Genomic DNA, 23,720 nt, shown 5'->3' with positions numbered 1-23,720 from the left:
AGAAGAAAGGGAAGAAATCTTGGTAGCACCTAAAAAAATTGTGAGAAATGCTTCTGTATTGTTTGGTTTCTGCCTCAGAAAGTTGTATACTTAGATTGGAATTATTCTATATTACATGCATTTTCACACTTTTTGGAAAAGTTCACTTGAATTTTCTTTTAGTTTCGTAGATAAAAGGAGTCATCGCTAATGGAAATGAACAATTCAGGTAAGCTTGTTTCTTTGTGTGGAGGCAAATCAGGGAGGAAATAATATGTTTGATATTGTAACATTGGCGAGAATCCAATTTGCGATGACAACAGTTTTCCACTTTTTCTTCGTACCGTTTTCAATAGGATTAGCACTTGTTGTAGCAATTATGGAAACAATGTACGTTGTGAAAAAAGAGGAACGTTATCGTAAAATGGCCAAGTTTTGGGGAAATATATTCCTATTAAGCTTCGCTGTTGGGGTTGTAACCGGGATTATTCAAGAATTTCAGTTTGGGATGAACTGGTCTGATTATTCTCGATTCGTCGGAGATATTTTTGGGGCACCGTTGGCGGTAGAAGCGCTCTTAGCTTTCTTCTTAGAGTCAACATTCTTAGGTTTGTGGATCTTTACTTGGGATAAAATGAATCCAAAAGTTCACGTAACCTTTATCTGGTTAGTCGTATTCGGTTCAATGATGTCTGCTTTCTGGATTTTAGTTGCCAATAGTTTTATGCAACATCCAGTAGGTTATGTCATCAATAATGGCCGTGCTGAAATGGTGGACTTTGTAGCTGTCATCAGCAATCCAAAAGTTTGGTATGAATTTTCACACGTTATCATGGGCGCCTTTACATTGGGCGGCATGGCAGTAGCTGGTATGGCTGCTTTCCAATTGTTGAAAAAACGGGATATTTCATTCCACAAAGCATCTATGCGCATTGGCTTATGGGTTACTTTGTTCGGTTCAATCGGCGTTTTATTAGCTGGCGACTTGCAAATGAAAGCTCTAATTGAAGGACAACCAATGAAATTTGCGGCGATGGAAGGGGCCTATGAAGACTCTGATGATCCTGCTGCTTGGACATTGATTGCTTGGGCAGATGAACGGGAACATAAACAAGTTTTTGGTATCGATATTCCGTATATGCTAAGTATTTTATCGTATAATAAATTATCAGGTTCGGTTGATGGGATGGATACAGTCAACAAGCGCTTGGTAGAAAAATATGGGGATGATAAAAATTATTATCCACCAGTTAACACTTTATTCTGGAGCTTCCGTATCATGGCTGGTTTTGGTGCCTTAATGTTATTGGTTGCTGCCTTAGGACTATTCTTTACAAGGAAGAAAAAACCATCTCTGTACGAGAAGAAATGGATGCTGTGGGTTGTTGCTTTATGTACATTCGCACCATTCCTTGCCAATACAACAGGTTGGTTAGTCACTGAATTAGGTCGTTATCCGTGGACTGTCTATGGACTATTTACGATTGAACAAAGTGTTTCACCAAATGTATCGGTTGCTTCATTAATTACGTCAAATGTCATTTATTTCTTATTATTTGCTGGTTTAGGTAGTGTCATGGTTTACTTGGTCATTTTAGAATTACGTAAAGGACCAGACTATGAAGCGAAAAAATTAGCGAAAGAAAATGAACCAGCGTTGGATCCATTTGATAAGGGGGTATTTGGCGAATGAGTACACTACAATTATTATGGTTTGTCCTTATCGGCGTCTTGTTCTCAGGTTTCTTCTTCTTAGAAGGATTTGACTTTGGTGTTGGAATGGCCGTTCAAACGTTGGCACACAATGACGACGAAAAAGATCAAGTCGTTGCAACAATTGGACCTGTTTGGGACGGAAACGAAGTTTGGCTATTAACAGCGGGCGGCGCAATGTTTGCCTCTTTCCCATATTGGTATGCTTCATTATTTAGTGGCTACTATTTAATTCTATTTACGATTTTATTTGGCTTAATTATTCGCGGAGTTTCCTTTGAATTCCGCCATAACATGCCGGAAGGTAAACGTCGTCGGATGTGGAACTGGACACTATCAATTGGTAGTTTCCTTGTACCGTTCTTCTTTGGTATTTTGTTTATCAGCTTAGTCCAAGGGATGCCTTTAGATGCAAACGGCAATATGCATGCGCAATTTACGGATTATTTTAATCTGTTTTCAATTGTTGGTGGAGTAGCCTTAACATTACTTTGCTACTTACACGGTATGAACTATATTGCTTTAAAAACAGAAGGCCCCATTCGCGAACGTGCTCAAAATTATGCAGAAATCTTATACGGCGTTTTATATGTCGGTTTAGTTGTTTTTGCAGTGTTGATGTACTTCAAAACGGACTTTTATGAAAAGAACTTTGCGGTCACTTTAATTTTAACGTTAGCAATTGTGGTCTTAACGGTCATTGCCAATGTTGGGGTGTTTAAACGCAAAGAGATGTTAGCTTTTCTAGCGAGTGGTTTAACATTAGTTGTACTAGTTGCTCTCTTGTTCAGTGGCTTGTTCCCACGTGTTATGATTGGTAGTGAAGGTTTTGATTTGTTGATTAAAGATGCAACAAGCACACCATATACACTAAAAATTATGACGTGGATTTCTTTAAGCATTTTACCATTCGTGTTAGCTTATACTGCTTGGTCCTATTATATTTTCAGAAAACGTATTTCACAGACAGCCGTACCAGAGGGGTATTAAATCTATGATTGATAAAGACATCTTACAGATGCCTAAAATCAAAAAAATTCTTGTCTTGCTTGCAGGTTTTTCTTTCCTGCAAGCAGTCTTTATAATTGGGCAAGCTTTTTTTCTTTCAAAAGCCATTGTCGGCCTTTGGAGTGGCGGGCATCTTAACCAACAACTACAGAGTATTTTACTCTTTTTTATTTTTTATCTTGGTCGACATGTTATTACGTATTTTCGTGAGAGAATGCTCGATACATTTAGTTATGAACGCTCGAAAGAATTACGCGAACAATTATTAACCAAAATTTTCCGTTTGGGGCCAAATGTTGTTCAAAAAAATGGAACTGGAAATATGGTTACCATGGCTTTAGAAGGCATCAGTCAAACCGAAAATTATTTACAATTGATTTTGACAAAAATGATGAATATGATGATTATTCCTTGGATTATTTTGGCCTTTGTTTTTACACAAGATATTCGTTCAGGCGTAACATTGCTGATTGTTTTTCCGATTATTATTATTTTTATGATTGTGTTAGGTTATGCAGCACAAAGTAAAGCGGACAAGCAATATGCGGCGTTTCAAATGCTTTCCAATCATTTTATTGATTCCTTGCGAGGAATTGACACACTGAAACTGTTTGGGTTGAGTAAAAAATATGCTGGAAGTATTTACCATACAAGTGAACGATTCAGAAAAGCGACCATGAGTACATTGAAAATTGCTATTTTATCAACCTTTGCGTTAGACTTTTTTACGACATTATCGGTAGCTGTTGTGGCAGTTTTCCTTGGATTAAGTTTATTAAACGGCACGATTTTATTATTTCCTGCCTTGGTTACTTTAATTTTAGCACCTGAGTTCTTTTTACCGATTCGTGATTTTTCAAGTGATTATCACGCAACCTTAGATGGAAAAAACTCTTTTCAAGCGATCCAAGCGGTATTAGCATTGCCAGAAGCAGAACAGACCGATGTGCTCACGTTAGATGATTGGCATCAAGAAAGTCAGTTGTCAGTCACAGCGTTAAATTTTTCCTATGAAGATGCAACGCAAGAAGCGATTCAATCGTTGCAATTCTCTGTTGATGGTCGCAAAAAGATTGGAATTATCGGGGCGAGTGGTTCTGGTAAGTCAACGTTAATTAATTTATTAAGCGGCTTTTTATTACCAACAGAAGAAACGAGTCAATTGGCGATAAATGGCCAAACGATTCCACATTTTTTACAAAAAGACTGGCAAAAACAAATCCTTTATATTCCGCAAGCACCATATATTTTCCAAGATACTTTGGCAAACAATATTCGCTTTTATACACCTGAAGCGACAGATGAGGCGATTCAGCAAGCGATTCAGTTAGTTGGCTTAGACGAGCTGGTTAAAGACCTTCCCGAAGGAATTCATACCTTGATTGGGGAAAGCGGTCGAATGTTGAGTGGGGGACAAGCGCAACGAGTAGCGTTGGCCCGCGCCTTTGTCGATCAAAAACGCCACGTCTTGCTGTTTGATGAGCCGACAGCGCATTTGGATATTGAAACAGAAGTTGAAATGAAAGAGCGCATGTTGCCATTAATGAACAATCATCTTGTCTTCTTTGCGACACATCGTCTGCATTGGATGGAAGAAATGGATTACATTTTAGTGATGGAAAAAGGTCAATTAGTGGAACAAGGAACGCTAGCAGAGTTGATTGAAAAAGATGGCTACTATGTTCAATTAATGAAGCAAATGAGAGGAGGACGCCAATGATGGAAAAACAGCCGACAACGAAAGACGTTTGGAAAAACGATCAATGGGTTCGTCCTTTCTTAAAACGCTATAAAAAAACCTTGTATTTTGCCTTACTTTTAGGCTTCTTGACGTTCTTTAGCGCAGGGGCATTAATGTTTACGTCTGGTTACTTAATCAGTCGTGCGGCTTCCTTACCAGAGAATATTTTATTAATTTATATTCCCATTGTTTTAACAAGAGCATTCGGGATTGGCCGTCCTGTTTTTCGTTATGTGGAGCGTCTAACGAGTCATAACTGGGTGTTAAAAATGACCTCTGATTTGCGCTTGAAACTTTATAATGTGCTAGAAAAAGATGCGATTTTCTTTAAGACAAAATATCGCACTGGGGATATCTTAGGTTTGCTTTCGGAGGATATTAATCATATCCAAAACTTGTATTTACGAACGATTTTCCCAACCGTTATTGCTTGGATTTTGTATATCTTTTTAGTGATTGCATTAGGTTTCTTTTCTTGGTGGTTTGCTTTATGCATGTTACTGATGTTAGGAGTGGTTGTTTTTCTATTACCACTTGTTTCAGTTCTAGTGAATGGTGCGCGTCAAGAAAAACATAAATATGCCAAAAATGAGTTATATCAAACACTAACCGACAATATTCTAGGTGTGTCTGATTGGGTATTTAGTCAACGAGGCTCTGAATTCGTTGCTCGTTATGAAACAGATGAAGCAAACGTTCGTGCATTAGATGAAAAAATGAAGCAATTTAACCGTGGCCGAGACTTTGTTTTACAACTTCTGTTTGGTGTGATTGCGATTGCTGTCTTAGCTTGGACAAGTGTGCGGTTTCCAGGTAATCATGGGGGCGCAGCCAATTGGATTGGTGCCTTTGTTTTAACCGTTTTTCCGTTAATTGATGCCTTTGCTCCGCTACCTGCTGCAGCACAGGAAACAACGATTTATAAGGATTCCATTCGTCGTTTTAATGAGCTTCCTGAAGGGGAAGATGACTCAACAGAAGCGCCTGTTCAGCCAAATGGCACCAGTTTATCGATAGAACATTTGTCTTTTGCATATGAAAATCAAGCGAAAAAGGTATTAAATGACTTATCGTTAACAATTCCTGAAAAACAAAAATTAGCGATTTTAGGGCGCAGTGGTTCCGGAAAGAGTACGTTGGCTTCGCTCATTCGTGGTGATTTACGGCCTACTTCGGGAGAAATCCTTTTAGGAAATATCCCAACTGAGGCATTTGGTGAGACGATGACTGAATATATTGGGGTTATGCACCAAGCACCGTACCTATTTCGAACAACCATTTTAAATAATATTCGGATTGGTAGAGAAGAAGCAAGCGAAGCAGAAGTTTGGGCGGTTTTAGAAAAAGTTGGCTTAAAAGAAATGGTTACCCAATTACCAGAAGGTTTACAAACAATGGTGGATGAAGCAGGTTTGCGTTTTTCTGGTGGCGAACGACATCGCTTGGCGCTAGCGCGGATTCTTTTGCAAGATACACCGATTGTGTTATTAGACGAACCAACTACTGGTTTAGATCCAATTACAGAACAGCAATTGCTGGAAACTTTTTTTGAGGCATTAAAAGATAAAACCGTCATCTGGATTACCCACCATTTGCAAGGTGTAACTTTGATGGATCAAGTGATCTTTATTGAAGATGGCCAATTAGAGATGAGTGGTACGCCAGAGGAATTACTTGCAACCAATGCGCATTATCAGAAACTTTACCGAATTGATCGTGGCATTAGTTCTTTCGAGGAATAAAAAAACGACTGGTTGTTGATTAAAGCAAACAATCAGTCGTTTTTCTATTTCAATTAATGGCAATTCTTCCATAAAACGTTTAAAATGAACGATGTAATAAGAGCTCAGTTAAGGAAAGTAAGGTTTCTTTTGCTGTGCCATCAGGCAATTGTTGAATATCAGTGATTGCTTTGTTGGTTACTTTTTTAGCAAAAGCTTGTGCTTCTGTAACGCCATGATAGTCATTGACTAGCGCCGCAACTTCAGCTGCCTCTTCTAAGGTAATGGCGCGTCCTTTATCCAAATAAGGGCCGAATACGTCAGGTGCTGCTTGATAAGCGAAGAGAAGGGGTAACGTATAAACACCTTGTGACAAGTCTTCTAAAGCGGGCTTTTTCAAAGTTTCCGTGTCGGCAGTGTAATCTAAAATATCGTCATAGACTTGAAAAGCAATGCCAATATGACGGCCAATTCGTTTAGCTAAACGTTGGACTTCTTTTGAACTATGACCGAAATAGGCCCCTTCAAGACAGCTTAGTGAAAAAAGTTCGGCTGTTTTGCCGTTGACACTTCTTAAATAAGCAGGAATCGACATGCGGCGGTCAAATCGATGACTCATTTGATCGAGTTCACCAAGTAATAACCGTTTCATTCCTTGTGCATTGATTTTCATAAATTCAGAGCCATTCATGGCATCTGCAATCAAAGTAAAGAATTCAGTGAATAGTAAATCACCTGTGTAAACAGCCACGTCTTTACCATATTGTGATTGAATAGTCACAGCGCCTCGGCGCAATGGAGAATCGTCAATAATGTCATCGTGAATCAACGTAGCCATATGTAGGATTTCCAAAGATGCAGCTATTTTTAATAGTTGTTGTTTCTCTTGTTTTTCTTCATCACCCAGTTGAGCAAAAAGAAAGAAAAAAGCGGGGCGTAATAATTTGCCACCAGAACGAGCCAAAGTTACTAAGGCTTCTTCAATGTCTTCGTTGCGTGTATGCAACGTTTGTTCAATTAATTCACATGTTTCCGTTAAAGAACGTTCAACGTCAGGAAACGACTTCCAAAATGTGTTCATAAATATACTACGATCCTTTCAGTGGTTCAATACTATTTGATTGTATACGAATTGGCGACAGAAATACAGTAATTAAGTTTTAAAAGTAACAAAGTTTGTAAAAAAGTAGCGGAGGGATAGTTTGAATCGAGAAATATTTTTTGAATTAGTAGAATTAAAAGCAAAAACAGCTAGTGTTTTGCCATTTTTGTTAGGAATTTGTTTTAGTTGGTACCAATATGGGCGGCTTCATGTTGGTTATGTTTTAATTTTTTTCATTGCGATGTTTATTTTTAATATGGCGGTCGATATTTTAGATAATTATAATGATTACCATCATGCTACAGAAGTTCATGATTATAAGGAAAAAACGAATATTATCGGTCGAGAAAATTTATCTTTGCCATTAATACGCAAAATGATTTTTTGGATGATTCTCGTTTCTGCTTTAATGGGGATTGGGTTGTCATTTATTGTTGGCTGGCCGTTATTAATTATGGGTCTTTATTGTTACTTAATTGGTATTTTTTATTCATCAGGACCGAAACCTTTGTCCAGTCTACCATTAGGGGAAGTTTTCTCAGGATTTACAATGGGGTTCATGATTACCCTTATTTGTGTCTACATTAATACGTTTGAAGTTTTCAATTGGTCAGCAGCTAATTTATGGGGGATTTTCTTAGTCGCTTTACCTAATACTTGTTACATTGCTAACTTAATGTTAGCAAATAATATCTGTGACTTAGAGGAAGATGAAAATAACAAGAGATATACATTAGTTCATTACCTTGGCAAAGCAAGTTCTTTGAAATTATTCGTCGGATTAAATACAATAGCAATGTTAGCCATTTTGTTAGCTGTCGGGTTAGGATTAACCCCGCCAACAATGTTACTCATGCTTTTAACTTTACCTTTTGTACGGAAACAAACCCAAGCCTTACTGAAGGAACAAGTGAAGAGTAAAACATTTGTTTGTGCTGTGAAGATCTTAGCTGTGGGAGCAACTGCACAAGTGCTATTTTTTGCCATAGGTTTGTGGTGGCTGTAAATTTTTTATAGAGTGGAAGGGAATCAAAATGAATAAGAAACATGTTGTTATTTTAGGTGCTGGTTACGCAGGCTTAAAAACATTACGCGAATTACAAAAAGGCGCCAAAGACGTCGAAATTACTTTAGTGGATCGTAATAACTATCACTACGAAGCAACGGACTTGCATGAAGTTGCTGCTGGAACACAACCAGCTGAAAAAATCACATACAATATTATGGATGTTGTCGATGAAAAAATGACAACCTTTATCCAAGGAACAGTTCAAACAATTGATGCTGCAACACAAACAGTTGCTTTAGAAGATGGCCAAACAATCAATTATGATTACTTAGTTGTTTCTCTTGGGTTTGAATCAGAATCATTTGGTATCCCTGGTGTGCAAGAACATGCTCTACAAATGGTAGATGTGAAAACGGCTTTAAACGTGTATGAACATATCCAAGAACAAATGCGTCAATACAAAGCAACTCAAAACGAAGAATTCTTAAAAATTGTTGTCTGCGGAGCAGGCTTTACAGGGATTGAATTATTAGGTTCTCTTGTTGAAAATAAACCAAAATTTGCTGAAATCGCAGGTGTCTCAGCAGATCAAATCCAAATTTATTGTGTCGAAGCAGTTACTCGCCTATTGCCGATGTTTAACGAAAAACTTGCGAACTATGGTGTGCAATTATTAAAAGATTCAGCTATTCATTTATTATTAGGTAAACCGATTAAAGAAATCAAACCAGGCGCAGTTGTTTATCAAGATAACGAAGCAGGCGACTTGGCAGAACTTTCTGCTAAAACAATTATTTGGACAACGGGTGTTAGTGGAAGCCACGTTGTAGGCGATTCTGGATTTGAAGCTCGTCGTGGTCGTGTCATGGTTCAACCAGATTTAACAGATGCGAACCATAGCAACGTCTATATTATTGGTGACTGCTCAGCAGTGATGGATACAGAAACCAATCGACCTTACCCAACAACAGCACAAATCGCCTTGAAGATGGGCGCTCATGCTGCTAAAAATATTCAAGCACAATTGAAAGGGGAAGCAACTAAACCTTTCAGCTTTAAATCACAAGGTTCTGTTTGTTCTGTCGGAAATACACGTGCTTTAGGAATCGTTGGTAAAACAGACATTAAAGGATACCCAGCTTCATTCATGAAAAAAATTATCATGAACAAAGCGCTCTTTGAAACAGGTGGTACCAAAGAAATGATGGCTAAAGGTCGTTTCGACTTATACCATTAAGAATCAGCAAAATAAGAAATAATGAGGTCGGGACAGAACCGTTTAGCTCCGAGAAATAAGAAGAAATTTCCGAAAATTGCTCTTTAATTTTTGGAGAATTTCGGCTTATTTCCGAAGGAGTTGGTTCTGTTCCCGCCGTTTATCAGTTTTTGAGCATGGAGCAAAAATCCAAAGTGATTTTTGTCCCACGCTCATTTTTCTTAAATGAAAGTTTTTAAAAAATTTCCATGATTTTTCAAGTAAAATGAGGTGGGCACTTTTGTTCGATTCCATTTTTATGTATAATGAGAAGTGATGGAAAGAGGGAAGTTAAATGGCACAAAAAAGAGCAACAAATAAGAAAAAAAGTACGACAAAGAAAAAGACCAAAAAACAACAGCAACAACAAGAACGTTTAAATTATATGTTTCTTGGCCTGATTTTTATTTTATTCGGTGTCTTTGGACTCTTTCGCTTAGGGTTTTTAGGCACGTTATTAGCGAATTGTTTACGCTTAGTTGTAGGTAATACCTTTCCATTTGCAGCGATTTTACTAATCCTGTATGGCTTATTAGTCATGATTTATGGGAAAGATTTTCCGTTAAAAAGAGGGCGCCCTATTTTTGGGGCTGTTCTGATTTATATTAGTGTTTTGTTATTTTTCCATGCCTTTATGTTTCGAAATGTTAGTGGCAGTCAACCAGATATTTTAGGTAACACTTGGGAGTTTTTGCAAAGCGATCTAAAAGCCAACCAAGTGACGCAAAACGTAGGGGGCGGTATGATTGGCGCGCTGCTTTATCAAGGAACGTACTTTTTGGTGGCACAATTTGGCAGCTATTTAATTGCTACATTGCTACTGTTAGCGGGTATTTTCTTGATGAGTATGTGGGATTTTCAGCAAATTGTTGATCATTTCCAAAGTATTCAAGATCGCCTAAGTCATGTTTCGGCAAAATCACAGGCGCGACAAGAAGAAAAAGAGACGAAGCGAGCAGCGAAGAAAGAAGCCAAAGCTGCAGAACGCCAAGCAAAAATTGAAGCCGCTGCCCAACAAAAATTACAAGAGCGGGAACGCATGGAACAAGCGGCAGCCGAGCGCTTAACAAAAACACCTGTTGAAACCCACCAACCAATGGTGGAAGAACCGGCCGCACCAACGCCTGTTCAAATTGATTCGTTTCAACAGCAAAATCAGGCGATGCCTGTACCACCAATTGCAGCAACAAAACCGCAACGAGAGCAGGAAGAAGAGGCGGCAGATGAAGCTGGTGTTCTCGAATTTGAAATTTCTGAAGAAGCGGAAGATCGTGATTATCAACTACCACCAACTGATTTGTTAGATACAATTCAAGCAACGGATCAAAGTGGTGAATATGAAAAAATCGAAAAAAATATTGGCGTCTTAGAACAAACCTTCAAGAGTTTTGGTGTTGATGCTAAAGTAGTCAAAGCTAGTTTAGGACCATCTGTCACAAAATTTGAAGTTCAACCCGCTGTTGGGGTAAAAGTTAGCAAAATTGTTAACTTGACGGATGACATTGCTTTAGCGCTTGCGGCCAAAGACGTTCGTATGGAGGCTCCGATTCCTGGGAAATCACTAATCGGGATTGAAGTTCCTAATAGTGCAATTAGTACAGTATCCTTTAGAGATATTGTTGAGGCACAACCAAGTCATCCAGATAAACTATTAGAAGTACCTTTAGGTCGAGATATTTCAGGGATGGTTCAAACTGCGGATCTATCAAAAATGCCGCATTTATTAATTGCGGGATCGACAGGGAGTGGGAAATCGGTTGCTATCAATGGCATCATCACAGGTATTTTGATGCAAGCGAAACCTCATGAAGTAAAATTAATGATGATTGACCCGAAAATGGTGGAATTGAATGTGTATAACGGGATTCCTCATTTATTAACGCCAGTGGTTACTAATCCGAGAAAAGCGGCACAAGCCCTGCAAAAAGTAGTTCAAGAAATGGAATTTCGTTATGAAAAATTTGCAGCAACAGGCGTCCGAAATATCACTGGTTACAATCAACTAATTCAACAGAAAAATGCGGAAGATGGCGAAAATCGTCCGATTCTGCCATTTATTGTTGTCATTGTTGATGAGTTAGCTGATTTAATGATGGTGGCAAGTAACGAAGTAGAAGATGCGATTATCCGTTTAGCCCAAATGGCACGGGCAGCAGGTATTCATATGATTTTAGCGACACAACGGCCAAGTGTGGATGTCATTACAGGAATCATCAAAGCAAATGTCCCTTCTCGAATGGCTTTTGCGGTCTCAAGTGGGACAGACTCGCGTACCATTATTGATACCAACGGGGCGGAGAAACTATTAGGTCGAGGCGATATGCTCTTCTTACCAATGGGAGAAAATAAACCAATTCGTATCCAAGGGGCCTTTATCTCTGATCAAGAAGTCGAACGAGTGGTTGCGTTTGTAACGGATCAACAAGAAGCTGAATATCAAGAAAGCATGATGCCAACAGATGAACCGACCACTTCAGGCGGTGGCGAAGCTCCTCAAGATGAGTTGTTTGAAGAAGCGAAAAACTTGGTGGTTGAAATGCAAACAGCTAGTATTTCATTGCTACAAAGACGTTTTAGAATTGGCTATAATCGTGCGGCTCGCTTAGTAGATGAATTGGAAGCACACGGAGTTATTGGACCATCAGAAGGTAGCAAACCAAGAAAAGTCTTTCTACAAGCGGAATCAGAAGAGGCAGCAACCGAGACGCCAGAACAATAAACAAAAAGAACAAAAATAGATAAATTTATCTATTTTTGTTCTTTTTTTATAATTTCAGCAAAGCATCATGTTATAATCATCATTTTCTGGTAAAATAGAAAGGAATAGTGCGGTTGGGAGGGAGCGTATCATGAGAAGAAAAAGCGTGCTTTATTTAGAAGTAGCAGATCAGATTAAAGAAGATATTTTGAGTGGCAAGTATCCAGTAGGAACGTTTTTACCAACAGAAACAGAATTGGAAGAGCTGTTTAACGTTAGTAAAATTACGATTCGGCGGGCAATCGAAATGTTAGCAACAGAAGAATTTGTTGAGAAAAAAAGTGGTCGAGGCACAACTGTGTTAAGCAATCGTCCCTATAATAAACTATCAAAAGCAGGGACATTCACTGAATTTTTGAATGAATCAGGTCAGAAAACAACTAAAAAAGTTTTACAAGTTGAAAACTTGACGTTGTCAAAAGAGATGCCGGCTTATCAATTTTTAGGAGAAGAAGTGGTTCATCTTTCACGGTTATATCTAATCGATGAACAACCCTATATTTATTTTAATTACTATTTGCCAGCTGCCATGAAAGACGTATCATTGACTGAATACAAAGAAGAATCCTTGTATCGTTTGATGGATCGACATGCCATTGAAATTTATAAATTTGAAGACCGTTTTGAAGTTGCAACTTTGACAGAAGCAGAGCAAAAGATGTTGCAAACAACTGAAACAACGGGCTTAAAAAGAATTCGGCGTTCGTTAAGCCCAACAGGTCGTTGCGTAGAATATTCAGAAGCTATTTATAATACGAAGATTCATCCTTATGTGATTGAATATGAAGCATAACTTTTAAAAGAATAACAGTGCACTTACAGTAATGTAAGTTCATTGTTATTCTTTTCTATTGTCGTTTTTTTTCGTTTTCGATACACTAAATGAGTGAGAAGAATAGGAGTGGAAAATATGTTAGAAGTACAAAATTTGAAAAAAGTTTACGGAAACGAAATTAAATATGAAGCTTTAAAAGGGATTAATTTAACTGTCCAAGATGGTGAATTTATTGGTATTATGGGACCTTCTGGAAGTGGGAAAAGTACACTTTTAAATTTATTGGCAACAATCGATAGTCCAACAGACGGTGAAATACTTTTAAATGGAAAAAATCCAAACAATTTGAATCAAGAACAAATTGCTAAATTCCGTCGTACAGAATTAGGATTTGTTTTTCAAAGCTTTAATTTAATGCCAACATTAACTATTGAAGAAAATATTATTTTACCATTGACACTTGATGGAGAAAAAGTCTCTGTAATGAAACGACAATTAGCAGAATTAAGTGAGCGTTTAGGTATCAATCATCTGTTGAAAAAACGAATTGCAGAAATTTCTGGTGGACAAGCACAACGGGTCGCCGTTGCTCGGGCAATGATTCATCATCCACAATTATTATTGGCTGATGAACCAACAGGAAACTTAGATACGAAATCATCTAAGGATGTGATGGGCTTGTTACAACAATTAAACGAAGAAGAAGCGGCGACTATTTTAATGGTGACCCATGATCCGCTAGCCGCAAGTTATTGCAAGCGCATCGTCTTTATTAAAGATGGTGAATTAATTGATGAAATTGTCCAAAATGGCAATCAAAAAGAGTTCTACGATTTAATCATGATGAAACTGGCTGAGATTGAAGGTGTCGATAATGAATTTTAATCAGTTTGTTATAAGAAACACGATTCGAAATAAGCATTTATACTTGGCTTATTTCCTAAGTACAATGTTTTCTGTGATGATCTTTTTTACGTTCACTGGTTTTGTCTTTCACCCAGCCTTAGCTAATGGTTTAAATCCTAAAGCACAAATGGGAATGACGGCTGCGGCTATTATAATCTATGGTTTCTCTTTCTTATTCGTTTTATACTCGATGGATGTCTTTATCCAATCTCGGAAAAAAGAGTTTGGAACCTTGATGATTCAAGGGATGAGTCCAAAACAGTTAAAGAAAATGATTTTTATTGAAAACTTAGTGATTGGTTTCTTTGCTACAATTTTTGGTAGCATTTTAGGTGTTGGATTTTCACAGTTTATTTTATGGATTAGCAATTTATTGATGCATCTAGGTTTAGGTTTTTATTTGCCAGTGATGCCGTTTATCATTACTGTCATTTCATTTGCGGTCTTGTTCTTAGTAATTTCTTTCTTTATTCAATTCCGCTTGCCAAAAGCGACACTTCAAGAGCTATTAAAAGCAGGAGAAATGGGTAAAGGTGAAATCAAAAGCTCTAAAGTTAAATCTTTCTTAGCCGTGTTACTTTTAATTGTTGGTTACGGAATTGCTTTAGTTGCTAAGGGACAGTTAGTTTTAATGGTGATGTTCCCAGTAATTTTCTTAGTTATTTTAGGGACAAAATTCTTATTTGACCAATTGAGTGTTTCTGTCATTGAACGTTTAAAACGGAAACCAAAAATCTTTTGGAAAAAAACCAATATGGTCGTTTTATCAGATTTAGCATTCCGCATGAAAGATAATGCACGTTCGTTCTTCTTGGTTTCGGTGATATCAACGGTTGCTTTTGCTGCCATTGGAACGTTATACGGCGTGAACGAGATGATTTTTAAAGGAATAAGTTCTGTACCGTACGAACTGACATTGTCTGATTCGACCAACCCAGAAAATCAAGAAATGAAACAATTTGCGACAAAAACATTCCAAGAAAAAAATATTCAGTTTGATCAGATTGATTACACAATGTACAAAACAAGTGCCGGTATCCAATTAATCAAAACATCTGAATATAATAAACTCGCAAAATTTATAGATGAACCAACTTTAACAGGTGAGAAAGTAGTTAATTTATCACAAAAAGATGCTCCTTCTGCTGCATCAGTAGATGTCAAATCTGTTCAATTGGGAAATGATCAAGTTTTAAACATTGATAAAACAGAAGAAACCAATGTATTACCGACTTTTGGCGGTGTGGTTGTTATCCCAGATAGTACCTCAACAGATGGAATCAAATCGGAAACAGAAACAATTTGGCAACCAAAAGAAGGCACAGATAAAGAAACCTTAATTGATGCTGAAAATATTATTGGTGACAAGTATCCCATGTTACTAGGAACCGCGGCTACAGTTGCAGGTATTACGCAATTTTATACGCCAGTTCTATTTGTCGGACTATTTATCGGTATCGTGTTCTTTGTTTCGGCGGGTAGTTTCTTATACTTCCGTTTATACAGTGATATGAATACGGACGTTGAAAAATTCAAGATGATTTACAAACTTGGTTTGACGAAAAAAGAATTGAAGAAAATGATTTACCAACAAGTAGGTATTTTATTCTTTACCCCAATTGTTGTTTCATTTATTCATGGAGCTGTTGCTTTGAAAGCAATGTATGCTGTCTTAGATCAGCCAATGCAATTAGCTGGCTGGCAAGTTTTAGGCGTTTTCTTATTGATTCAGGTCGTTTACTATTTAATTGCTAGAACGTTCTACTTCAAAAAAGTTTATCACTTAGTGAAAGATTAATTATAAAAAATCGTTAAGCATGCACGCTTAACGATTTTTTTTGATGTTCTTCGTGATATTGCATTCAAAGTGAGAATACGTTATAGTTATGAAGCGAATGTAATAGCAGAAATGAGGAAAAGAAATGCAGAAAGAATCCATTTATGGACTGACGAGAGAACAGCTTGTGGACTGGTTTTTAGCCCATGGCGAGAAGAAATTTCGCGCAACACAAGTGTGGGAATGGTTGTATACAAAACGTGTTGCTTCATTTAGTGAAATGTCGAACATTTCTAAATCGTTGATGACTTTATTAGAAGAAAATTTTTCATTAAATCCATTAAAACAAGTCATTGTGCAAGAAGCACAAGATGGTACCGTAAAATATTTATTTGAATTACCAGATAAAAATATGATTGAAACAGTCTTGATGCGTCAAGAATATGGATTATCTGTTTGTGTGACCACTCAAGTTGGCTGCAATATTGGGTGTACATTTTGTGCTAGTGGGCTATTAAAAAAACAAAGAGATTTAACTGCTGGCGAGATTGTTGCCCAAATTATGTGGGTGCAACATTATTTCGATGAACGTGGGTTGGATGAACGTGTTAGCCATGTCGTTGTGATGGGAATTGGTGAACCATTTGATAATTATGCCAATGTCATGAACTTTTTACGAACGATTAATGATGATAAAGGCTTGGCTATTGGTGCCCGTCATATTACAGTTTCAACAAGTGGTTTAGTGCCAAAAATTCGTGAATTTGCAGACAGTGGACTACAAGTAAACTTAGCAATCTCATTACATGCTCCTAACAACGAAGTTCGTACATCAATTATGCGGATTAATCGTAGTTTTCCAATTGAAAAATTAATGGCAGCAATTGATGAATACATTGAAAAAACCAACCGACGTGTTACATTTGAATATATTATGTTGAGTCAAGTGAACGACCGACCAGAACATGCTCAACAATTAGCAGATTTACTACGGAATAAGAAAAAACTTTCTTATGTTAATCTGATTCCGTATAACCCAGTGAGTGAACACGATCAATATAGCCGAAGCTCTAAAGAAGCGGTTTTAAAATTTTATGATGTACTCAAAAAGAATGGCATCAATTGTGTTATTCGTAAAGAACACGGAACAGATATTGATGCGGCTTGCGGACAATTACGCAGTAAACAAATGAAAAAAGAAAAAGTCAAAAACCAATAACGTAGTTAAAATCGGATCAGAAAGGTTTCTTTTTGATTCGATTTTTCGTTTATTTAATAAAAAATCGTCGGTTTTTCCATTCTTGTTTATAAACAAAAGATGAATGCTCTAAAACTTTTATGACAAATTTTCTTTTTGTGGTTTTCAAACTTGAAATTCTAAAAGAAATAGCTATACTGAAAAGAGATCGTCACAGAATTTTTCATGAAAACAGCTATTATTTTCGTTATCTTTTCAAGAAAGTGAAATTTTGTTACGCTTGTTTATTTTAGATGAAATGAGGGAGTCTATGGAGAAAAAGCAATTAAAAAGAGAGATAACAACGTTTGGTGCGTTATCCACGGTAATGGGTACGGTGATTGGTGCTGGTGTTTTCTTTAAAGCTGCGAGTGTCGTTGGACACGCACAGTCAGCTAGTTTAGCTATCTTTGCTTGGGTGTTAGGTGGTGCCTTAACCATTTGTGCAGGATTAACCAGCGCCGAACTTGCTACAGCAATCCCTGAAACAGGTGGCGCAGTGAAGTATATTGAATATACATATGGTAAATTAGCTGGTTTTCTTTTAGGGTGGGCACAAAGTATCATTTATTATCCTGCCAACATTTCGGCGTTATCCATTATTTTTAGTACACAACTAATCAATTTGTTTCATCTATCGGCAAATTTATTGATCCCGATTGCCATTCTTGCGGGAACTAGTATCACCGTAATTAATTTATTAGGAACAAAAATTGCTTCTTTGGTCCAATCAACGACATTGGTAGTAAAACTGATTCCAATTGCCTTGATTTCTTTAGTGGGGTTATTTACTCCAGGACAAGTAGCTGTTTCGCTTTTTCCGATTGAAACAACAGCGAATACTGGCTTTTTAGTTGCTTTTAGTGGCGCCTTAGTTGCTACCATGTTTGCTTATGATGGCTGGCTAGGTGTGGGTAACGTGGCTGGTGAAATGAAGCGACCAGAAAGAGACTTGCCTAAAGCCATTATTTTTGGTTTGTTATTGATTACTTTAATTTATGCTTTAATTAATTTTGTGTTTCTAAAAACATTACCAATTGAGCAAATCGCTGGGAATTTGAATGCAGCTTCTGATGCTTCTGTGGCTATTTTTGGACCAATTGGTGGCAAAATCGTAACTATTGGGATTTTAATCTCTGTATATGGTGCGTTAAACGGCTACACAATGACAGGGATTCGGATTCCTTATGCCTTAGCCTTAGATAATCTGATGCCTTTTAGTCGTCAGTTTCAAAAGTTGTCTAAACGCTTTGTTGTTCCTTACGTTGCTGGAATTTTCCAGTTAGCTGTAGCCATTATCATGATGTTTTTCGGGACCTTCGATTTATTGACGGATATGTTAGTTTTTGTTATGTGGCTGTTTAATCTATTAATTTTCTTAGCCGTTTTTATTTTAAGAAAACGAGAACCTGAATTAAAACGACCGTATAAAGTTCCTGGCTATCCAATTATTCCAATTATCGCAAGTCTAGGTGGTATCTTTATCTTGGTTACAACGAGTATTACACAGCCTATTCTAGCATTGATTGGTATAGGAATTACGCTTCTAGGAATTCCAGTTTATTTAGTTAATAAACAAAAAACGAAGCCAAAAATGTAAACGATCCGATCTGATTCTCATAGTTTTTCTCAAAAATTTTGTGATTCAGAGAAATTTTTGAAAACTAAACGCAAAATTTTTTTAGTATAATACTAAGTGTCTAGTAGTTCCACTATTTTGGGGAAGATAGATGGACAGCGCAAACTTCAAAAAAGAACCTTCATCTTATTGGTGAAGGTTCTTTTTTTTGCTGAAATCATAAAATAAATGCGTAGTTTATTAGTGAGAGGAGGAAATGAATGACTGAAAATGTAAAAAAATTGGCCCATCAATTAATTGAATGGGGCGTCCTTCATGGGGCACAAGACGTTTATTTTTTACCCAATGATACCGAAATAGCTATCTCTTTTCGGACAGGGATGCAACGGACACCTTACACACAAGTTTCCGCAGAAATAGGCGAAAAGTTAATTTTCCACTTTAAATTTATAGGCGGCATGGATGTCGGAGAAAGACGAAAAGCACAATTAGGCGCGACAACTTATCTAATTGGCGAGATGAAGCAACGCTTGCGTTTATCATCTGTGGGAGATTTTCAGAATCGAGAGAGCTTAGTGATTCGTTTTTTACACCGATTCGGTAAACAAGCTGAACATTTTTTCTTTCCCCACCAGCTAAATGAAATTGAAGCATCTTGTCAGAAACGAGGACTTTATTTATTCAGTGGGCCAGTTGGTTCCGGGAAAACAACAACCATGTATCGTGTGGCTAAACAAAGAAGTGGCGAACAACAAGTGATAGCGATTGAGGATCCTGTTGAAATTGAGGAAAAACAGTTTTTACAGTTGCAAACAAATGAAAAAATTCAGTTAACTTATGAAGCCTTAATCAAAGTTTGCTTGCGCCATCATCCTGATATTTTGATTATTGGTGAAATTCGTGATGGCGAGACGGCTCAAGCAGTTATTCGAGCCGCCTTAATGGGTCATACTATATTTGCGACAATTCACGCCCGTAACTTATTGGGAGTGCAACGGCGTTTGATAGAATTAGGTGGCCCAGAGCATGAATTGGCTGAATGCTTGCAAGGTATCATTTATCAACAGATTTTGACAACCACGATTAATAAGGAACAAGTAGCGGGAATTCTTTATGATTATTTCTTCTTTAAGGAAGCCGTTATAAAGAGTAGTTGGCAAAAGAATCTAAGAAAGGCGTGGGCGTATGGGTTTATTACAGAAAAAACGTATTTTCAAGCCATCGAATAAATTAACGAAAAAACAACAGCAGCTTTTTCTGAAACTATTAGCGGATTTGCTTGCAAATGGTTTTAATATACAAGAAAGTTTTTCCTTCATGAAAAAATCAAACGCATTACCCCAGCACAGTATAACTTTTTTAGTTGAAGGCTTTTCCTCAGGCATTGTCTTACAAGCTTTAGTCGAAGAATTAGGATTTTCAACAATGGTCTCGGCACAATTGTCGTTTGCTGCTGCACACGGGGATTTGGTAGGGACACTACAAGCGATTTCCGAACATTTTTTTCAAACGGAAAAATATCGGCAACAGTTCTATAAAATAATTAGTTATCCGCTGCTCCTGATTGCTTTTTTGATTCTCGTCATTGTTGGTATTCGGCAATTTTTATTGCCCCAATTAATGGAAAATGATGCCAATAGTTATTCTAAAAATATTGGGATTCTTCTGATTGTTTACAGTCCATACATTCTGGTTACCTTAGTTTTTGTCCTCTCATTTAGTTTCTTCATTTTAAACCGTTATTTGAAGCATCAGTCTGCTATTCAGCGGGCCTTCGTATATCTAAAACTGCCAATTATCCGTGGCCTTTATCGGGAATACGTCAGTGCTTTTTTTGCACTAGAATGGGGGAAGTTGCTTGCGCAAGGATTAGAAATGAAAGAGGTCATCGATTTGATGCGCCATACAACCAATTACCCCTTAATGAAAGAATTAGCTGGAGCAATTAGTGAAGGACTGCTAGTTGGTGAAACCTTACATAGACAATTAGCTGCTTATCCTTTTTTTACGAAAGCATTGGGTTTAATGATTCAACAAGGGGAAGTAAAAGGAAAATTAGGCAAGGAGTTGATGGTTTATAGTAATGTCTGTTTCCAAGGTTTTTTCAAAAAAATTGAACGAGTCATTACCCTTGTTCAACCATTTATTTTTATCATAATTGCTTGTTTAATTATCGGTGTCTATGGGGCAATGTTGCTGCCTATTTATGGCAATATGGAAGGAGTTTTATAATGAAAAAGAAACAAAAATACGCAGGGTTTACATTATTAGAAATGTTGATTGTCTTATTGATTATTTCCGTATTGATTTTACTTTTTGTTCCTAACTTAGCGAAACATAAAGAAACAGTTGATAAAAAAGGCAATGAAGCAATCGTAAAAATTGTAGAATCACAAATCGAGCTCTACACACTAGAAAAAAATAAGACGCCTTCTTTAAATGAATTAGTCAACGAAGGCTACATTACTAAAGAGCAGTTAGATAAATATACAGCAGAAAAGCAATGAACAAGTCAGCAGGATTCACATTAATGGAAACACTTGCTAGTTTGACGATTGTTTGCTTTATGACTATGCTCCCAACACTCGCTATTCACCGCTGGCAAGAAACATTAAAAATTGAACAGTTTCTTGCTACGGTAGAAAAACAACTTCGTTTTGCGCAACAGCAAGCAATTGTTTTAGAGGAAACACAAGAAGTTTGGTTTTTTGAAGAACAACAAAGCTTTTCATTTCCTGATAAATTGAACCAATCAGCTCGAAGGACTTCGCTAGCTGTACCTGAAAAAATGACAGTGAGTGGCCCAAGCAAACTCAGTTTTCTTCATTCGTCAGGGAACAATGGCCGTTTAGTGAAATATATTTTTACTTGGACTGAAAAGAAACAGCAACTTATTTTACAATTTCAGATGGGGAGTGGCAAATATACGAAGAAAATTAACTATTTATAGCGGTTTTATTTTATTAGAGAGTCTCGTTAGTTTTAGTATTGTATGTGTGATAGCAGGGATATTCTCCCTGACTATTACACAATTAATTCAGCAAAATTATCAACGGGAGCAAGAATTAACGCGCACTCGTCTAGGATACGAAGCAATTTTATTTTTAGAGCAGACGGGTGATTTACGTTTCAAAGAGCGGATATATCAAGGAGAAACTTACCGATTTTCTTTGATGGAGAACGAGGGAAGAAGGATACTAAAAGTGACAGATTCAAGAGGAGCGATTTTGATTGGTCAATAAAAAATATGCGGGTTTTACAATGTTAGAGTGTTTAGTGGCACTAGTCGTTTTAAGTTGTATGTGTCAATTGTTTCAGTTGATGATTCAACAAAGTTTTATCGGAAATCAATATTTGAAAAACAATGATTCGAAATCCTGGCATATTTTTTTAATTCAATTAGAAAAAGAATGTCAAAAGCTCGTTTTCCAAACAGGCTCTGCTCAAGAGATTTCTTTCCTCGACTCAGAAACAAACAAGACTATTTCAATTCAAATCAAAGAAGATAAAATTATTAAGCGAGTCAATGGTAAAGGCTATCAACCGCTGTTAATTGGTATCAAAAATGGACAGTTTAAAAATGAAGGACAATCGTTTACTTTGGAAGTTACTTTTACTTCTGAAAAAACATTTGATAGTTTTTTTCCGATAAAGGGAGAATTTTAATGAGGCAAAAATATTCAGGAAACTTATTGTTCACGGCCATGACCTTTGTTTATTTGATGAGTTTTCTCGCCCTTCAGTTACTAGAAGAACGTCAGTTAACACAAAAATTTACGCAAGCTACCCAGGAATACTATGCAGGGAAAAGTATCCTTCATTTATTTCTTGCAGATGTTAAACAAAATAGACGAAAGTTAAAAACAGAAGAAAAGCTCATGTATGAGCAAGTAACCCTCGATTATACATATAAAAATGAACAATTAAGAATAACTGTTTTATTAAACAAATCTGGTCGAAAATACCAATATCAAGAGAGAGTTTCTCATCAAAAAAAAGCGGAAACAATGCTGGAATAGCGTTGTTTTTCTACAAATTATTAGATTTTAGAAGAAAGACAGTAAAGGCATTGATTATTCTTTCTTTTTTCGTTAAAATAAAACAGGTATGGAAGTTGTTACATTTTGAATAGAATAGAGGTGCTAATTTGTTCCCAGAAAAAATTGAAGAGGCTTTCGAGCCAATGGAACAAGCAATCCAGTTATTGCAACAGTCATTGGATACTTCTTTTTTAGATGCGTATATTGAAAATGGTGAAAATATTTTAGATGATTTTCAAGTACGAGTACTTGACGGAGTACCTAATCCAGAGACAGTGAAACAATTAGAAACGCTGTATCATACGATTAAAAAAATTGATTTAGCTCCTGAAGATGTGCGACGCTTGTCCCAATTACTTTTGTTAAAAGGAACGAGAAAAGAGCAGCTTCAAGCAAATCATCAATTGACGCCAGACGGTATTGGCTTTTTGTTTGTTTATTTAGTAGAACAATTAACAAATAAATCAGAGCCATTAAAAATTTTAGATCCTGCTTCAGGAATGGGAAATTTACTGTTAACGGTTCTGCTAAACCTTGAAACAGCTGGTTACAAAGTTTCTGGTTATGGTGTGGATATCGATGAAACACTTTTGGCGGTATCTTCTGTGAACAATGCTTGGTCACAAGCTAATATTCAGTTGTTCCATCAAGACGGATTGCAAGATTTGTTATTGGATCCAGTTGATTTAGCATTAAGTGACTTGCCGATTGGCTATTATCCAAATGATGAGCGAGCAAAGGGATTTGCTGCTGCTGCGGAGGAAGGCCATAGTTATGCGCATCATTTATTAATGGAACAAGCCATGAAATACGTGAAGCCAGCAGGGTTTGGCTTATTCTTAATCCCGACCAATATTTTAGAGACTGAGCAAAGTGAATTCTTTAAAAATTGGTTGACAAAAAATGTCTATTTACAAGGAATGATACAGTTACCTGATGAATTGTTTAAGTCAGAACAATCACGTAAAAGTATCTTGCTTGTTCAAAACAAGGGTGCAGATGCTGAGCAAGTGAAGGAAGTTTTGTTAGCAAAACTTGCCTCTTTGAAAGATATCAATAAAGTAACGGAGTTCTTTAAACAATTTGAAGCTTGGAAAGCTTCAAATTTAAAATAAAATAG

Annotated in this window: 21 protein-coding genes; 20 read left to right on the top strand and 1 reads right to left on the bottom strand. The window is 36.9% G+C overall.

The window, feature by feature from the left end; genetic code table 11:
- The first annotated feature begins 253 nt into the window (after positions 1–253).
- From IGK27_RS08375 to cydC, 4 genes are read left to right on the top strand one after another with little or no spacing between them, the layout of a single operon-like run.
- Positions 254–1,672 carry a cytochrome ubiquinol oxidase subunit I gene (locus IGK27_RS08375; protein ID WP_010707351.1) on the top strand — a complete coding sequence of 473 codons (1,419 nt, stop codon included), beginning with the start codon at positions 254–256 and terminating at the stop codon, positions 1,670–1,672.
- Positions 1,669–2,682 carry a cytochrome d ubiquinol oxidase subunit II gene (gene cydB / locus IGK27_RS08370; protein ID WP_010818428.1) on the top strand — a complete coding sequence of 338 codons (1,014 nt, stop codon included), beginning with the start codon at positions 1,669–1,671 and terminating at the stop codon, positions 2,680–2,682. Before IGK27_RS08375 ends, cydB begins: the two co-directional genes overlap by 4 nt.
- Before the next feature lie 4 nt (positions 2,683–2,686).
- On the top strand, positions 2,687–4,420 hold the full coding sequence (gene cydD, locus IGK27_RS08365) for a thiol reductant ABC exporter subunit CydD (RefSeq protein WP_002364369.1): 1,734 nt from the start codon (positions 2,687–2,689) through the stop codon (positions 4,418–4,420).
- Positions 4,417–6,183, top strand: coding sequence for a thiol reductant ABC exporter subunit CydC (cydC, locus tag IGK27_RS08360; RefSeq protein ID WP_002364368.1), 1,767 nt, complete (start codon positions 4,417–4,419; stop codon positions 6,181–6,183). The genes cydD and cydC overlap by 4 nt, the downstream gene beginning before the upstream one ends.
- Positions 6,184–6,262: 79 nt before the next feature.
- On the opposite strand, the gene IGK27_RS08355 is transcribed toward cydC, so the two are convergent.
- Positions 6,263–7,243, bottom strand: coding sequence for a polyprenyl synthetase family protein (locus tag IGK27_RS08355; protein ID WP_002378476.1), 981 nt, complete (start codon positions 7,241–7,243; stop codon positions 6,263–6,265).
- A 121-nt stretch (positions 7,244–7,364) separates the two neighbouring features.
- On the opposite strand from IGK27_RS08355, the gene IGK27_RS08350 reads away from it, so the two are divergent.
- The 16 genes from IGK27_RS08350 (at position 7,365) to IGK27_RS08275 (ending at position 23,715) form a co-directional block, all read left to right on the top strand.
- Positions 7,365–8,270 (top strand): prenyltransferase, encoded by a 906-nt coding sequence (locus IGK27_RS08350; protein WP_002360016.1) that lies wholly within the window; start codon positions 7,365–7,367, stop codon positions 8,268–8,270.
- A gap of 28 nt (positions 8,271–8,298) precedes the next feature.
- A complete protein-coding gene (locus IGK27_RS08345) occupies positions 8,299–9,510 on the top strand; it encodes an NAD(P)/FAD-dependent oxidoreductase (RefSeq protein WP_002378475.1) in 1,212 nt (403 codons plus the stop codon).
- A gap of 313 nt (positions 9,511–9,823) precedes the next feature.
- Entirely contained in the window at positions 9,824–12,247 is a 2,424-nt protein-coding gene (locus IGK27_RS08340) for a DNA translocase FtsK (protein WP_033626576.1), read from the top strand.
- 130 nt (positions 12,248–12,377) lie between these two features.
- Positions 12,378–13,079: a GntR family transcriptional regulator gene (locus IGK27_RS08335; protein WP_430596411.1), complete on the top strand. Its 702-nt coding sequence runs from the start codon at positions 12,378–12,380 to the stop codon at positions 13,077–13,079.
- Positions 13,080–13,196: 117 nt separating this feature from the next.
- On the top strand, positions 13,197–13,946 hold the full coding sequence (locus IGK27_RS08330) for an ABC transporter ATP-binding protein (protein ID WP_430596410.1): 750 nt from the start codon (positions 13,197–13,199) through the stop codon (positions 13,944–13,946).
- Positions 13,936–15,765 carry an ABC transporter permease gene (locus tag IGK27_RS08325; RefSeq protein WP_033626577.1) on the top strand — a complete coding sequence of 610 codons (1,830 nt, stop codon included), beginning with the start codon at positions 13,936–13,938 and terminating at the stop codon, positions 15,763–15,765. Before IGK27_RS08330 ends, IGK27_RS08325 begins: the two co-directional genes overlap by 11 nt.
- A gap of 124 nt (positions 15,766–15,889) precedes the next feature.
- A complete protein-coding gene (gene rlmN, locus IGK27_RS08320; RefSeq protein WP_002356987.1) occupies positions 15,890–16,963 on the top strand; it encodes a 23S rRNA (adenine(2503)-C(2))-methyltransferase RlmN in 1,074 nt (357 codons plus the stop codon).
- 289 nt (positions 16,964–17,252) lie between these two features.
- Entirely contained in the window at positions 17,253–18,581 is a 1,329-nt protein-coding gene (locus tag IGK27_RS08315; RefSeq protein WP_002377056.1) for an APC family permease, read from the top strand.
- 239 nt (positions 18,582–18,820) lie between these two features.
- Positions 18,821–19,789: a competence type IV pilus ATPase ComGA gene (comGA, locus tag IGK27_RS08310; protein WP_033626578.1), complete on the top strand. Its 969-nt coding sequence runs from the start codon at positions 18,821–18,823 to the stop codon at positions 19,787–19,789.
- Positions 19,746–20,792, top strand: coding sequence for a competence type IV pilus assembly protein ComGB (comGB, locus tag IGK27_RS08305; RefSeq protein WP_033626579.1), 1,047 nt, complete (start codon positions 19,746–19,748; stop codon positions 20,790–20,792). The genes comGA and comGB overlap by 44 nt, the downstream gene beginning before the upstream one ends.
- Positions 20,792–21,067 (top strand): competence type IV pilus major pilin ComGC, encoded by a 276-nt coding sequence (comGC, locus tag IGK27_RS08300; RefSeq protein WP_002356991.1) that lies wholly within the window; start codon positions 20,792–20,794, stop codon positions 21,065–21,067. The genes comGB and comGC overlap by 1 nt, the downstream gene beginning before the upstream one ends.
- Positions 21,064–21,510, top strand: a complete 447-nt coding sequence (gene comGD / locus IGK27_RS08295) for a competence type IV pilus minor pilin ComGD (RefSeq protein ID WP_002366895.1) — start codon at positions 21,064–21,066, stop codon at positions 21,508–21,510. Before comGC ends, comGD begins: the two co-directional genes overlap by 4 nt.
- Complete coding sequence (locus IGK27_RS08290; protein ID WP_002370967.1) at positions 21,476–21,802, top strand: type II secretion system protein; 327 nt, start codon at positions 21,476–21,478, stop codon at positions 21,800–21,802. The genes comGD and IGK27_RS08290 overlap by 35 nt, the downstream gene beginning before the upstream one ends.
- Positions 21,792–22,226, top strand: coding sequence for a competence type IV pilus minor pilin ComGF (comGF, locus tag IGK27_RS08285; RefSeq protein WP_002362055.1), 435 nt, complete (start codon positions 21,792–21,794; stop codon positions 22,224–22,226). Before IGK27_RS08290 ends, comGF begins: the two co-directional genes overlap by 11 nt.
- Positions 22,226–22,579, top strand: coding sequence for a competence type IV pilus minor pilin ComGG (gene comGG, locus IGK27_RS08280; RefSeq protein WP_033626584.1), 354 nt, complete (start codon positions 22,226–22,228; stop codon positions 22,577–22,579). Before comGF ends, comGG begins: the two co-directional genes overlap by 1 nt.
- Positions 22,580–22,707: 128 nt before the next feature.
- The gene (locus IGK27_RS08275; protein WP_002357063.1) at positions 22,708–23,715 is read left to right on the top strand and encodes a class I SAM-dependent methyltransferase; all 1,008 of its coding nucleotides are present in this window, start codon (positions 22,708–22,710) and stop codon (positions 23,713–23,715) included.
- Positions 23,716–23,720 lie beyond the last annotated feature (5 nt).

Origin of the sequence: Enterococcus sp. DIV0236 (genome assembly GCF_050558525.1) — a bacterium.
GTDB classification, from domain to species: Bacteria; Bacillota; Bacilli; order Lactobacillales; family Enterococcaceae; genus Enterococcus; species Enterococcus faecalis.
The sequence above is the reverse complement of the archived record's forward strand: the minus strand, read 5'-3'. Positions and strand labels throughout refer to the sequence as shown.